The organism is Isoptericola halotolerans, assembly GCF_045689585.1.
Taxonomy (GTDB): domain Bacteria; phylum Actinomycetota; class Actinomycetes; order Actinomycetales; family Cellulomonadaceae; genus Isoptericola; species Isoptericola halotolerans_B.
In genome coordinates this window covers 3,435,019-3,448,196 of sequence record NZ_CP140108.1, presented here as the reverse complement: position 1 = coordinate 3,448,196, position 13,178 = coordinate 3,435,019, and the positions used below count along the sequence as shown (strand labels likewise).

Below are 13,178 nucleotides of genomic sequence, written 5' to 3'. Positions count from 1 at the left end.
GTCCGAGCCTACGACCCGCCCGTAGCCTGTGGTCGTGACATCGGAGATCCGCACCGCGACCCGTGACGACTGGCCCCGCGTCTGGCCCGTCGTCGAACCGGTCGTCCGGGCCGGCGAGACCTACGCCTACCCGCTCGACCTGACGTCCGAGCAGGCGCAGGAGCTCTGGATGGAGCGCCCGCCCGGCCGCACGGTAGTGGCCGTGGGTGAGGGTGAGGTCCTCGGCACCGCGAAGATGGGACCGAACCGCCCGGCGAACGGGGACCACGTCGGCACGGCGTCGTTCATGGTCGCCGACGCCGCACGAGGCCGGGGCGTCGGCCGGGCGCTGGCCGAGCACGTGATCGACTGGCATCGCGAGCAGGGATATCGCGGCATCCAGTTCAACGCCGTGGTCGAGTCGAACACGACGGCCGTGCGGTTGTGGCGTTCGCTCGGGTTCGAGATCGTCGGGACGGTTCCCGGTGCGTTCCGCAGCCCCACGGCGGGGTTCGTCGGGCTGCTCGTAATGTATCTGCCGCTGCGCTGACGCGGGCAGGGACCGCATCGTGAAACACCTGTCGGCGACGTGCATAGATATGTATAGTGCTGCATATGGTCAGCAACGAGCCTTTCACGGTCGCCGTCGCGGGCGCCTCCGGCTACGCCGGCGGTGAGTTCCTGCGGCTCGCCGCCCGGCACCCGCACCTCCGGGTCGGCACGCTCACCGCGCACTCGAACGCCGGCAGCCGCCTCGGGGAGCTGCAGCCGCACCTGCGGTCGCTCGCGGACCGGGTCCTGGAACCGACCACGCCCGAGGCGCTCGCGGGCCACGACGTCGTCGTCCTCGGGCTGCCGCACGGCGCGTCCGGCGAGATCGCGGCCCGGCTGCCCGACGACGTCCTCGTGCTCGACCTCGGCGCCGACCACCGGCTCGCCTCGGCCAGCGACTGGGAGCAGTTCTACGGGACCTCGCACGCCGGCACGTGGCCCTACGGCCTCCCCGAGCTGATCGTCGGCGCCGGCGGGAGTGCGACGGGGACGCAGCGTGACCACCTCGTCGGTGCTCGCCGCGTCGCCGTCCCCGGGTGCAACGTCACCGCCGTCACCCTGGGCCTGCAGCCGGGCGTGGCCACCGGGCTGCTCGACCCCACCGACGTCGTCGCCGTCCTCGCCAACGGGTACTCCGGTGCCGGCAAGGCGCTCAAGCCGCACCTGCTCGCGGCTGAAGGGCTCGGGGCCGCCGCGCCGTACGCCGTCGGCGGCACCCACCGGCACATCCCCGAGATCACCCAGAACCTGCGCACCGCCGGGGCCGCGGACGTCACCATCAGCTTCACCCCCACGCTCGTGCCCATGGCGCGCGGCATCCTCGCCACCGCGACCGCGCGGCTCGCGCCCGGGCACGAGGCCGCGGGGGCCGACGAGGTTCGCGCCGTGTGGGAGCAGGCCTACGCCGACGAGCCGTTCGTCGAGCTGCTGCCCCGGGGCCAGTGGCCCTCGACGGCGGCGACGACCGGCGCGAACACCGCGCTCGTCCAGGTCGCCCTCGACGGGGCCGCCGGCCGGGTCGTGACCGTCACCGCCCTCGACAACCTCGCCAAGGGCACCGCCGGCCAGGCGGTCCAGGCCATGAACATCGCTCTCGGCCTGCCGGAGACGGCCGGCCTCACCACCGAAGGAGTCGCGCCGTGAGCGTCACCGCCGCACAAGGGTTCCGGGCAGCCGGGATCACCGCCGGGCTCAAGGCCTCCCAGAAGCCCGACCTCGCCCTCGTCGTCAACGACGGGCCGGAGCACACCGCCGCCGCGGTCTTCACGAGCAACCGTGTGGTGGGGGCACCCGTCCTGTGGTCGCGACAGGCCGTCAAGGACGGCGCCGCCCGCGCCGTCGTGCTGAACTCCGGCGGTGCCAACGTCTGCACCGGGCCCGGCGGCTTCCAGGACGCGCACGCCACCGCCGAGAAGGTGGCCGACGCGCTCGGGATCGGCGCCATCGACGTGCTCGTGGCCTCGACGGGGTTGATCGGTGTCCGCCTGGCCGCCGACAAGCTGCTCGCGGGCGTGCCCGTGGCGGTCGGTGCCCTCTCCGGGGACGACGCGGCCGGGCAGGCGGCGGCGACGGCCGTCATGACCACCGACACCGTGCCCAAGACGGCCGTGCGCACCGTCGAGACACCGGCCGGCACGTACACCGTCGGCGGGATGGCCAAGGGCGCGGGCATGCTCGCCCCGGCACTGGCGACCATGCTGTGCGTCGTGACGACCGACGCCGTCGTGCCCGCGCAGGACGCCGACGCGGCGCTGCGGGCAGCGACGCGTGCCACGTTCGACCGCGTCGACTCCGACGGCGCCATGTCGACGTCGGACACGGTGGTGCTCATGGCCTCGGGGGCCTCCGGCGTCCCCGCGGAGCCTCAGGCGCTCACCGAGGCCGTCACCGCGGTCTGCGCGGACCTGGCCCGTCAGCTCGTGGCCGACGCCGAGGGGGCGTCCCACGACATCGCCATCAGCGTGACGAACGCGACCACCGAGGACGCCGCGCTGGCCGTCGCCCGCGCCGTCAGCCGGTCCAACCTTGTCAAGGCCGCCGTCTTCGGCAACGACCCCAACTGGGGCCGCATCCTGTCGCAGGTCGGCACCGTGCCCGAGGAGGTCGCCCCGTTCGACCCGGCCGACCTGGACGTCAGCATCAACGGCGTGATGGTCTGCCGGGCCGGTGGTGCCCACGAGCCGCCCGAGAAGGTCGACATGGCCGCCGACCGGGACGTGGCGATCACCGTCGACCTGCACGCCGGCGACGCCGCGGTCACGCTGTGGACCAACGACCTGACCCACGCCTACGTCCACGAGAACAGCGCGTACTCCTCATGAGCACCTTCGACACCCGCACCGACCTGCGCCCCGACCAGAAGGCCGAGGTGCTCGTCGAGGCCCTTCCCTGGCTCCAGGAGTTCGCCGGCGCGCTCGTCGTGGTCAAGTACGGCGGCAACGCCATGGTCGACGACGAGCTCAAGGCCGCGTTCGCCCAGGACATGGTCTTCCTGCGCCAGGTCGGCCTGCGCCCGGTCGTGGTGCACGGCGGCGGCCCGCAGATCTCCAGGATGCTCGACCGCGTCGGCATCGCCTCCGAGTTCCGGGGCGGTCTGCGCGTCACCACGCCCGAGGCGATGGAGATCGTGCGGATGGTGCTGACCGGCCAGGTCTCGCGCGAGCTCGTCGGGCTGATCAACGCGCACGCGCCGCGCGCCGTCGGTCTGTCGGGGGAGGACGGCGGTCTGTTCGGGGCCGTGCGCCGGCACGCCACGGTCGACGGCGAGCCCGTGGACGTGGGCCTCGTGGGCGACGTCGTGCAGGTCAGCCCGTCCGCGGTGCAGGACCTGCTCGACGCCGGGCGGATCCCCGTGGTCTCCACCATCGCCCCCGACGTCGACGACCCCACCCAGGTGCTCAACGTCAACGCGGACACCGCCGCCGCGGCGCTGGCGGTGGCGCTCGGTGCGAAGAAGCTCATCGTGCTCACCGACGTCGAGGGGCTGTACACGAGCTGGCCGGACCGCGACTCGCTGGTCGAGCAGATCTCGGCCGGAGAGCTGGCGACGTTCCTGCCCAGCCTGACGGCCGGCATGGTCCCCAAGATGGAAGCCTGCCTGCGGGCCGTCCAGGGCGGTGTGCCGCGTGCCTCGGTGATCGACGGCCGCCAGCCGCACTCGGTGCTGCTCGAGGTCTTCACCTCCCGCGGCAACGGCACGATGGTCGTCCCCGACGTCCCGCAGCGACCCCGTGAGGAGAGCACCGCATGAGCGAGATCACCGGCACCGGCCGAGACCGCGGCACCCAGGGCTGGACCGAGGCGTACACCCGCTCGGTGATGGACACGTTCGGCCCTCCGCAGCGCGTCCTCGTGCGCGGCGAGGGCGCGTCCGTGTGGGACGCCGACGGCAAGCGGTACCTCGACCTGCTCGCCGGGATCGCCGTCAACGCTCTCGGGCACGCCCACCCCACCCTCACGGCGGCCGTGAGCGCGCAGCTCGGCACGCTCGGCCACGTGTCCAACTTCTTCGGCACGCCCACGCAGATCACGCTCGCCGAGCGGCTGCTGCAGCTCGCTGGGGCGCCGGATGGCTCGAAGGTCTTCTTCACGAACTCCGGCACGGAGGCCAACGAGGCGGCCTTCAAGATGACCCGCCGCACGGGCCGGACCCGGGTGCTGGCTCTCGAGGGCGGTTTCCACGGGCGCACCATGGGCGCGCTCGCCCTCACGCACAAACCGGCCTACCGGGAGCCCTTCGCACCGCTGCCCGGCGGCGTCGAGCACCTGCCGTTCGGCGACACCGAGGCGCTGGAGGCCGCCTTCTCTCCGGCCGCCGTCGCCGAACGGGGCGAGGTCGCGGCCCTGGTCGTCGAACCCGTGCAGGGCGAGGCGGGGGTCCGGGCGCTCCCCGCGGGCTACCTGGCACTCGGGCGCCGGCTCACGAGCGACGCCGGCGCGCTCCTCGTCCTCGACGAGGTGCAGACCGGCATGGGACGCACCGGCTCCTGGTTCGCCTACCAGCAGCCCGAGATCGGCGGAGGCGTCGTGCCCGACGTCGTCACGCTCGCCAAGGGCCTCGGTGGTGGCTTCCCCGTGGGCGCCGTCGTGGCGTTCGGCGAGCGCGCCGCCACGCTGCTCGGTCGCGGACAGCACGGGACGACCTTCGGTGGGAACCCCGTGGCCGCCGCCGCGGCCCTGGCCACCATCGGTGTGATCGAGCGTGACCGCCTGATCGCCCACGCCGTGGAGGTCGGCAAGGTGCTGCGTCGCGCGATCACCGCAGGGCAGAACCCGCTCGTCACCGGGGTGCGGGGGCACGGCCTGCTCCTCGCCGTCGAGCTCTCCCGGCCGGTCGCACCCCAGGTCGCGGCGGCCGCCCTCGACGCCGGCCTCATCGTCAACGCCGTCGCCCCCGACGCGATCCGCCTGGCCCCTCCGCTTGTGCTGACGATCGACCAGGCGCTCGACGCCGCGCGGTTCTTCGCCGGCGTGACCATCCCCGAGAATCCCGTGCCCGAGAAGGACGACCGATGACCCGCCACCTCCTGCGTGACGACGACCTCACCCCGGCCGAGCAGCACGAGGTGCTCGAGCTCGCCCTGGCGTTCCGCGAGGACCGCACGTTCCGCACGCCGCTCGCCGGCCCGCAGGGCGTGGCGCTGATCTTCGACAAGCCGACGTTGCGCACCCAGCTGTCGTTCGCGACCGGGGTGGCCGAGATGGGTGGGTTCCCGACGGTGGTCGACGGCCGGCTCGCCCAGATCGGCGTCCGCGAGTCGGTCGCGGACGTCACCCGGGTGCTGGACCGGCAGGTGTCGGCGATCGTGTGGCGGACGTTCGGCCAGGACCGGCTCGAGGAGATGGCGGCCGTCTCACGCGTACCCGTCGTCAACGCTCTCACCGACGACTACCACCCCTGCCAGCTCCTGGCGGACCTGGTCACGATCGCCCAGCACCGCGGAGGTCTCGGCCACCTGCCGGGCCAGCGCCTCGCGTACGTCGGCGACGCGGCCAACAACATGGCCGCCTCGTACCTGCTGGCCGGTGCGACCGCCGGGCTGCACGTCGTCGTCTGCGGCCCGGACGGGTATCTGCCGACCGACGACGTCGTGGCGCGGGCCAGCGCGATCGCGGCGACCACGGGGGGCTCGGTCGCCGTCGAGACGGACCCGCGGGCCGCCGTCGCCGCCGCGGACGTGGTCGTGACGGACACCTGGGTCTCCATGGGGGACGAGGAGTCCGCCGCGCAGCGGGTCGCCGACCTGCTGCCGTACCAGGTCACCGACGAGCTCTTGGCGAGCGCGCGCGAGGACGCGATCTTCCTGCACTGCCTGCCGGCCTACCGCGGCAAGGAGGTCGCCGCGGGAGTCATCGACGGGCCCCGGTCCGTCGTGTGGGACGAGGCGGAGAACCGCCTGCACGCCCAGAAGGCGGTCCTGACGTTCCTGCTGGAGCAGCGATGAGCACGCCCGCGCACGGACCGCTCACCACCAAGGCGGCCCGCCATGCCCGCATCGTGGAGATTGTGCGGCGCACCGCGATCCACTCCCAGGCGGAGCTCGCCCGCGAGCTGGCCGACGAGGGGCTCTCCGTCACCCAGGGCACCCTGTCGCGCGACCTCATCGAGCTCCGGGCCGAGAAGGTCCGCAGCGATTCCGGCGCCCTCGTGTACGCCGTGCCGGGCGAAGGCGGTGACCGCAGCGTCCGGGCGGCCGGCGTCGGCGGGCACGACGACGGCTACCTCGCGGCCCGCCTGGCCCGGCTCTGCGCCGACCTGCTCGTCTCCGCGGAGGCGTCCGGCAACCAGGTGGTGCTGCGCACCCCGCCGGGCGCCGCGAACTACCTGGCCTCGGCCATCGACCACTCCGTCTTCCCCGGCGTCCTCGGCTGCATCGCCGGGGACGACACGATCCTCGTGATCGCCCGGGACCCGGCGGGCGGCGACGAGCTCGCCGCCCGGTTCCTCGAGCTCACGGCGTCACCGGACGCCTGAGCCTGCCAGACTCGACACCCACCGCACACAGCAAGGAAGAACACTCATGACTGAACGCGTCGTGCTCGCCTACTCGGGCGGCCTGGACACCTCCGTGGCGATCGGCTGGATCGCCGAGGCCACCGGGGCCGAGGTCGTCGCCGTCGCCGTCGACGTCGGCCAGGGCGGCGAGGACATGGAGATGATCCGCCGGCGCGCCCTCGACTGCGGGGCGGTCGAGGCGTACGTCGCCGACGCGCGCGACGAGTTCGCCGACGAGTACTGCATGCCCGCCCTCAAGGCGAACGGCCTGTACCTCGACCGGTATCCCCTGGTGTCCGCGATCTCGCGGCCGGTCATCGTCAAGCACATGGTCCGCGCCGCCCGGCAGTTCGGTGCGCAGACCGTGGCGCACGGCTGCACCGGCAAGGGCAACGACCAGGTCCGGTTCGAGGTGGCCACCACCTCGCTGGCCCCGGACCTGCGCACCATCGCCCCGGTGCGCGACCTCGCCCTGACGCGCGAGAAGGCGATCGACTACGCCGAGAAGAACGACCTGCCGATCGCCACGACGAAGAAGAACCCGTTCTCGATCGACCAGAACGTGTGGGGCCGGGCCGTCGAGACGGGCTTCCTCGAGGACATCTGGAACGAGCCGACCAAGGACGTCTACTCCTACACCGACGACCCGACGTTCCCGCCGGTCGCCGACGAGGTCGTCATCACCTTCGCCGGGGGCGTGCCCGTCGCCCTCGACGGTGTCGCGGTGTCCCCGCTCCAGGCGATCATGGAGATGAACCGCCGGGCCGGTGCGCAGGGTGTGGGCCGGATCGACATCGTCGAGGACCGGCTCGTGGGGATCAAGTCCCGCGAGGTCTACGAGGCACCGGGTGCGATGGCCCTCATCGCCGCGCACCAGGAGCTCGAGAACGTCACCCTGGAGCGCGAGCAGGCCCGCTTCAAGAAGGGCGTCGAGCAGCGCTGGTCCGAGCTGGTCTACGACGGCATGTGGTTCAGCCCGCTGAAGAAGAACCTCGACGTGTTCGTCGACGAGACCCAGAAGTACGTCTCCGGGGACATCCGCCTGGTGATGCACGGCGGCCGCGCGACCGTGACCGGGCGGCGTTCGGAGGCGGCGCTGTACGACTTCAACCTCGCCACCTACGACGAGGGCGACTCGTTCGACCAGTCGCACGCCAAGGGGTTCATCGAGATCTACGGCCTGGCCGCCAAGCAGGCTGCGGCTCGCGACGAGCGGTTCGGCAACGGCGTCGACCTCGGCACCGGGGACCTCTGACATGGCCGGCATCGAGAAGCGCTCCGCCGCCGCGGGCGGGACGGACGGGACCGTCGGCCCCCCGGCGTCGTCGAGCCTGTGGGGAGGCCGGTTCGCCGGCGGCCCGGCGCCCGAGCTCCAGGCGTTGTCGCAGTCGACCCACTTCGACTGGCGGCTCGCCAAGGACGACGTGGCGGGCTCCCGGGCCCACGCACGCGTGCTGCACGGCGCGGGCCTGCTGGACGACGACGAGCTCGCGGGCATGCTCGACGCGCTCGACCGTCTCGAGGCCGACGTCGAGTCCGGCGCGTTCCTTCCCCAGCTGGGGGACGAGGACGTGCACACCGCGCTCGAGCGGGGCCTCATGGAGCGGGCCGGCGACGAGCTCGGCGGCAAGCTGCGGGCCGGGCGCTCGCGCAACGACCAGATCGCCACGCAGGTCCGGCTGTACCTGCGTCGCAACGGCCGCACGATCGCCCAGCAGCTGCTCACCGTGGTGGACGAGCTCATCACCCAGGCCGAGGCCGCCGGCGAGGCGGTCATGCCCGGACGCACGCACCTCCAGCACGCCCAGCCGGTGCTGCTCGCGCACCACCTGCTCGCCCACGCCTGGCCGCTCCTGCGCGACGTGGACCGGCTCGTCGACTGGGACGTGCGGGCCGCGCGCTCGCCCTACGGCTCCGGGGCGCTCGCGGGCTCGTCCCTGGGCCTGGACCCTGCCGCGGTGGCGGCCGGGCTCGGCTTCGACGGGCCGGTCGAGAACTCGATCGACGGCACCGCCGCTCGTGACGTCGTCGCGGAGTTCGCCTTCGTGGCGGCGATGATCGGCGTGGACCTGTCGCGGCTCTCCGAGGAGATCATCCTGTGGAACACCAAGGAGTTCGGGTTCGTGCGGCTCGACGACGCCTGGTCGACCGGGTCGAGCATCATGCCGCAGAAGAAGAACCCCGACATCGCCGAGCTGGCGCGCGGCAAGTCCGGCCGGCTGATCGGTGACCTGACCGGCCTGCTCACGACGCTCAAGGGACTCCCGCTGGCGTACAACCGGGACCTGCAGGAGGACAAGGAGCCGGTGTTCGACCAGGTGGACACCCTCACGGTGCTGCTGCCGGCGTTCGCCGGCATGGTCCGCACGCTGACGTTCGACACCGCCCGGATGGCCGAGCTCGCCCCCCAGGGGTTCTCCCTCGCCACGGACGTCGCCGAGTGGCTGGTACGTCAGAGCGTGCCGTTCCGTGTCGCGCACGAGGTCGCCGGTGCCTGCGTGCGGGCCTGCGAGGAGCGCGATATCGAGCTGTGGGACCTGTCGGACCAGGATCTCGCGGACGTCTCGCCGCACCTCACGCCGGACGTGCGTTCGGTCCTGTCCGTCGAAGGTTCGGTCGCCTCCCGCGACGCCGTGGGCGGGACGGCCCCGGTGCGCGTGACGGAACAGCTCGAGGCGGCCAAGGAGCGTGCCACGGAGTACCGGTTCTGGGCCGAGGCCTGACCCCGTGACGGTCGGTCCCGACGTGCTCGCCGCGCTCGTGCGGGCGGTGCGGTCGGCGCCGGCCCGGCTGCCCGGTGCGGAGGCACCGCATCCGTGGCGGCGCACACGCCTGGTGTGCGTGGACGGCCCGGCCGGGTCCGGCAAGACGACGCTGGCGACCCAGCTCGCCGTCGAGCTCGCGTGCCAGGTCGTCCACATGGACGATCTCTACGAGGGGTGGGCGGCCGGGCCGGACGGCGGTGCGGCGCGGTTGCGCTCCTGGGTCCTGGGTCCGCTCGTCGCGGGGGTGGCGGGGGAGTACCGGCGGTTCGACTGGGTCGCCGGGGTCTATGCCGAGGCGCACCGCGTCGAGCCCGGGCCGTTCCTCGTGGTGGAGGGGTGCGGTGCGGCCGCCCGGTCGGTGGACCGGTGGGCGGCGTTGCGCGTCTGGGTGGAGGCGGACGACGACGAGCGGCTGCGTCGTGGGCTCGCTCGCGACGGGGTCGGGGAGCGGGCGCACTGGTTGCGCTGGATGGCCGACGAGGTGGCGCACTACGCTGCCGAGGACACGCGCGCGCGGGCCGACGTCCACCTCGACGGCTTCGGCCGGCCGCGCACCACGGCGCAGGGCGCGACGGAGGCGACATGACGGGGACCACGGCCGGAGCTGCACCGTCCACGGCCATGCCGTGGCAGGTCCCCGGACCGTCCTGGTACGCCCGTGACGTGCACGACGTGGCGCGGGACCTGCTCGGGGCCTACGTCACGCGCCGGAGCCCGCAGGGCGAGGTGACGCTGCGCATCACGGAGGTCGAGGCGTACGCCGGTGCGGTCGACCCGGCGTCGCACGCGTACCGGGGCCGCACCGAGCGCAACCGGTCCATGTTCGGCGAGCCGGGGCGGCTCTACGTCTACCGGCACCTGGGGCTGCACCACTGCGCCAACGTGGTGTGCGGTCCGGCGGGTAGCGCCTCCGGTGTCCTGCTCCGGGCCGGCGAGGTGGTCGAGGGCACCGAGCTGGCGCGTTCGCGCCGGACGCGGGACGGGCGCTGCGACTCCGACCGGCAGATCGCCCGGGGGCCGGCGCGGCTCGCTGTCGCGCTCGACATCGACCGGCAGGACGACGGCGTAGGGATCACCGACGCGCAGGGCGCCGTCGTCGTGCACCTGCCCGTGGACCCGCTGCCGCGCACGATCGCGTCCGGCCCGCGCGTGGGCGTCGGTGGCGAGGGCGCCGACGCCGAGCGATTCGCCTGGCGCTCGTGGCTCGTCGACGAGCCGACCGTCTCGGCCTACCGTCCCGTGGGACGGCGCCGCCGCTGACCGGCGTCTCCCGCGTCGCCACGGACGGTCGCCGTCGCGGCGTGCGGTCCAGCCTCCTGGTCGGTGTGGCGCAGCTCGCTGCGCCACTGGTCGAACTCGCGGCCCGCGGTGATCTCCGCGGGGCTCGGGGCCAGCATGACCGTGATGAGCAGGGCGAGCGTCGTGAGCGTGAGGAAGATGCCCAGCGGGATGACGAGCTCGCCGGTCGTGAGGCCGGTCGGAGCTGCCGCCGCGCCGCCCTGGTGGCTCCCGTGGCCCTTGGCCTCCAACGCAGCCATGCCCGTGTAGTGCATGCCGGAGACGGCGACGCCCATCACCACGGCGGCCGCGGCGCCGGCCAGGGTCGTGTGCACCGTGTACGCGAGCCATAATCCGGCCGAGGCGGCGACGACGCCGATGACGACGGACAGCGTCACGAGCCACGCGTCGTAGTGGAGCGGCACGTCGGTGTGCATGGCGCGCATGCCGAGGTAGTGCATGCTCGTCACGCCGAGCCCGGCGACGATCCCTCCGCCCACGATCGCCCCCGGACGGCCTGTGCTGCGGTCGACGAGGAACAACCCGGCGGCGACCACGACGACGGCGAGCACCGCACTGACGATCGTCAGCGGGATGTCGTAGCGGATCTCGGCGCCCGACACCGAGAACCCGAGCATCGCCACGAAGTGCATCACCCAGATGCCGGTGCCGCCGATGGCGAGGGCTCCCAGCCACAACCACCACCGACGGGTGCGGCCGCTGAAGAGCCTGGCGCGAGCGGTGCAGGACAGGCCCGCAGCGCAGCCGAGGCACGACAGGACGAAGGACAGCGCCGGTGTCAGGAGTCCGTAGGTGAAGTGTTCGATCATGGTGGTCCTTCGCAGGTGACGAGTATCGGGCTGGGCCGGGACACCGTCGTCCCTCGAGCCGACAGACCGCCGGAGAAGCGATCTGTGACGGCGGGCGAAGTGACGTGCGTCACAGTGCATGGGTGATGGGTGCGGCAGGGATCGACCTGTCGGAGCCCTGCGGGCTCCGACAGGTCCGGCGACGAGTGGACGCACTGCCGACGACGTCCGGCAGACTAGGGGCGTCGCCGGTCCGGGCGGCACCCGCTGACCTGAAGGAGCACCACGGTGACCGACGTTGTCGACGAGCTGCAGTGGCGGGGCCTGGTGGCACAGTCCACCGATGAGGCCGCGCTGAGGGACGCGCTGGCGCAGGGGCCCGTCACCTACTACTGCGGCTTCGACCCGACGGCGCCGAGCCTGCACCACGGGCACCTCGTCCAGCTGATCCTGCTGCGCCACCTGCAGCAGGCAGGCCACCGCGCGGTGGCGCTGGTCGGCGGAGCCACCGGGATGATCGGGGACCCCCGGGACTCCGGCGAACGCGTCCTGAACACCAAGGAGGTCGTCGCGGACTGGTCGCAGCGGCTCAAGGGGCAGATCTCGCGGTTCCTCGAGTTCGACGGCGACAACCCTGCCGTGCTCGTCAACAACCTCGACTGGATCGACGGGCTCTCGGCCATCGACTTCCTGCGCGACGTCGGCAAGCACTACCGCCTGGGCACGATGCTGGCCAAGGACACCGTGGCGCGCCGGCTGCGCTCCGACGAGGGCATCAGCTTCACCGAGTTCAGCTACCAGATCCTGCAGGGCATCGACTTCCTGGAGCTCTACCGCCGGCACGGGGTCACGCTGCAGACGGGCGGGAACGACCAGTGGGGGAACCTGCTGTCCGGGGTGGAGCTGATCAGGAAGGCGGAGGGCGCAGCGGTGCACGTCATGACGACGCCGCTGATCACGAAGGCCGACGGGACGAAGTTCGGCAAGACGGAAGGTGGGGCCGTCTGGCTGGCGCCGGACATGATGAGCCCGTACGCCTTCTACCAGTACTGGCTCAATGCCGCCGACGCCGACGTGGTCGGCTGGTTGAAGATCTTCACGTTCCGCACGCGCGAGGAGATCGAGGAGCTGGCCACGGCGGTCCGGGACCGCCCGGGAGCGAGGGAGGCGCAGCGCACGCTCGCCGGGGACGTCACGACACTGGTCCACGGAGCGGACGCCACCGAGGCTGTGGTCGCGGCGAGCCGTGCCCTGTTCGGCCGCGGTGAGCTCGGGACGCTCGACGCCGGCACGCTCGGCGCCGCGACGGCCGAGCTCCCTCGGACGGACGTCGCGATCGGCACGCCGGTGCTCGATGCGCTCGTCGACGCCGGTCTGGTGGCATCGCGTGCGGCCGGCCGACGGGCGATCGCGGAAGGCGGTGCGTACGTCAACAACGTCAAGGTCGGCACCGAGGACGCCGTCCTGACGAGCGATGACCTGCTGCACGGGCGCTACGCGGTCCTGCGGCGGGGCAAGAAGACCCTCGCCGTCGCCGTCGCCGGCTGACTCCGACGACCGGCGGGTCGGGCCCTGGCCTGCGGATTTGGCACGCGGGCCAGGGTCTGTGTAATGTTCTGGTCGTTCGCCCGGCAGGGAGGCACGGACACCGAGGAGACAGCCGTTGCGGCTGGGTACCGGTGGCCGACCCAGGGCGGATGACCTCGGACCTTCAGATCAGGTACAGTTGTGTGCCCGGTCGATTGAGGGCCTGGTTGATCCTGTCGATGATCGCTTGGAAGAGTGGTTGACGGTGCGGAT

General features: G+C 72.7%; 13 protein-coding genes. 12 read left to right on the top strand and 1 reads right to left on the bottom strand.

All coding sequences use genetic code 11. The annotated features are described in order from the left end of the window. The first annotated feature begins 34 nt into the window (after positions 1 to 34). From UQW22_RS16215 to UQW22_RS16165, 11 genes are all read left to right on the top strand, one after another. Entirely contained in the window at positions 35 to 529 is a 495-nt protein-coding gene (locus UQW22_RS16215; protein ID WP_407318143.1) for a GNAT family N-acetyltransferase, read from the top strand. A gap of 65 nt (positions 530 to 594) precedes the next feature. Then, positions 595 to 1,674, top strand: coding sequence for an N-acetyl-gamma-glutamyl-phosphate reductase (gene argC / locus UQW22_RS16210; protein ID WP_407318142.1), 1,080 nt, complete (start codon positions 595 to 597; stop codon positions 1,672 to 1,674). Further along, the gene (gene argJ, locus UQW22_RS16205) at positions 1,671 to 2,852 is read left to right on the top strand and encodes a bifunctional glutamate N-acetyltransferase/amino-acid acetyltransferase ArgJ (protein WP_407318140.1); all 1,182 of its coding nucleotides are present in this window, start codon (positions 1,671 to 1,673) and stop codon (positions 2,850 to 2,852) included. The genes argC and argJ overlap by 4 nt, the downstream gene beginning before the upstream one ends. Continuing rightward, positions 2,849 to 3,781 carry an acetylglutamate kinase gene (argB, locus tag UQW22_RS16200; protein ID WP_407318139.1) on the top strand — a complete coding sequence of 311 codons (933 nt, stop codon included), beginning with the start codon at positions 2,849 to 2,851 and terminating at the stop codon, positions 3,779 to 3,781. Before argJ ends, argB begins: the two co-directional genes overlap by 4 nt. Beyond that, on the top strand, positions 3,778 to 5,046 hold the full coding sequence (locus UQW22_RS16195) for an acetylornithine transaminase (RefSeq protein WP_407318138.1): 1,269 nt from the start codon (positions 3,778 to 3,780) through the stop codon (positions 5,044 to 5,046). Before argB ends, UQW22_RS16195 begins: the two co-directional genes overlap by 4 nt. Then, positions 5,043 to 5,975, top strand: a complete 933-nt coding sequence (argF, locus tag UQW22_RS16190) for an ornithine carbamoyltransferase (protein ID WP_407318136.1) — start codon at positions 5,043 to 5,045, stop codon at positions 5,973 to 5,975. The genes UQW22_RS16195 and argF overlap by 4 nt, the downstream gene beginning before the upstream one ends. After that, entirely contained in the window at positions 5,972 to 6,505 is a 534-nt protein-coding gene (locus UQW22_RS16185) for an arginine repressor (RefSeq protein ID WP_407318135.1), read from the top strand. Before argF ends, UQW22_RS16185 begins: the two co-directional genes overlap by 4 nt. Before the next feature lie 46 nt (positions 6,506 to 6,551). Next, complete coding sequence (locus tag UQW22_RS16180) at positions 6,552 to 7,781, top strand: argininosuccinate synthase (RefSeq protein ID WP_407318134.1); 1,230 nt, start codon at positions 6,552 to 6,554, stop codon at positions 7,779 to 7,781. A gap of 1 nt (position 7,782) precedes the next feature. Further along, the gene (gene argH, locus UQW22_RS16175) at positions 7,783 to 9,249 is read left to right on the top strand and encodes an argininosuccinate lyase (protein WP_407318133.1); all 1,467 of its coding nucleotides are present in this window, start codon (positions 7,783 to 7,785) and stop codon (positions 9,247 to 9,249) included. Between the two features lie 4 nt (positions 9,250 to 9,253). Then, complete coding sequence (locus UQW22_RS16170) at positions 9,254 to 9,877, top strand: AAA family ATPase (RefSeq protein ID WP_407318131.1); 624 nt, start codon at positions 9,254 to 9,256, stop codon at positions 9,875 to 9,877. Then, positions 9,874 to 10,551, top strand: coding sequence for a DNA-3-methyladenine glycosylase (locus tag UQW22_RS16165; protein WP_407318130.1), 678 nt, complete (start codon positions 9,874 to 9,876; stop codon positions 10,549 to 10,551). The genes UQW22_RS16170 and UQW22_RS16165 overlap by 4 nt, the downstream gene beginning before the upstream one ends. Here the strand turns inward: UQW22_RS16165 and UQW22_RS16160 are convergent. After that, the gene (locus tag UQW22_RS16160) at positions 10,521 to 11,399 is read right to left on the bottom strand and encodes an MHYT domain-containing protein (RefSeq protein WP_407318128.1); all 879 of its coding nucleotides are present in this window, start codon (positions 11,397 to 11,399) and stop codon (positions 10,521 to 10,523) included. The genes UQW22_RS16165 and UQW22_RS16160 overlap by 31 nt on opposite strands. Positions 11,400 to 11,666: 267 nt before the next feature. On the opposite strand from UQW22_RS16160, the gene tyrS reads away from it, so the two are divergent. After that, positions 11,667 to 12,926 (top strand): tyrosine--tRNA ligase, encoded by a 1,260-nt coding sequence (gene tyrS / locus UQW22_RS16155; RefSeq protein ID WP_407318127.1) that lies wholly within the window; start codon positions 11,667 to 11,669, stop codon positions 12,924 to 12,926. The last annotated feature ends 252 nt before the right edge of the window (positions 12,927 to 13,178 follow it).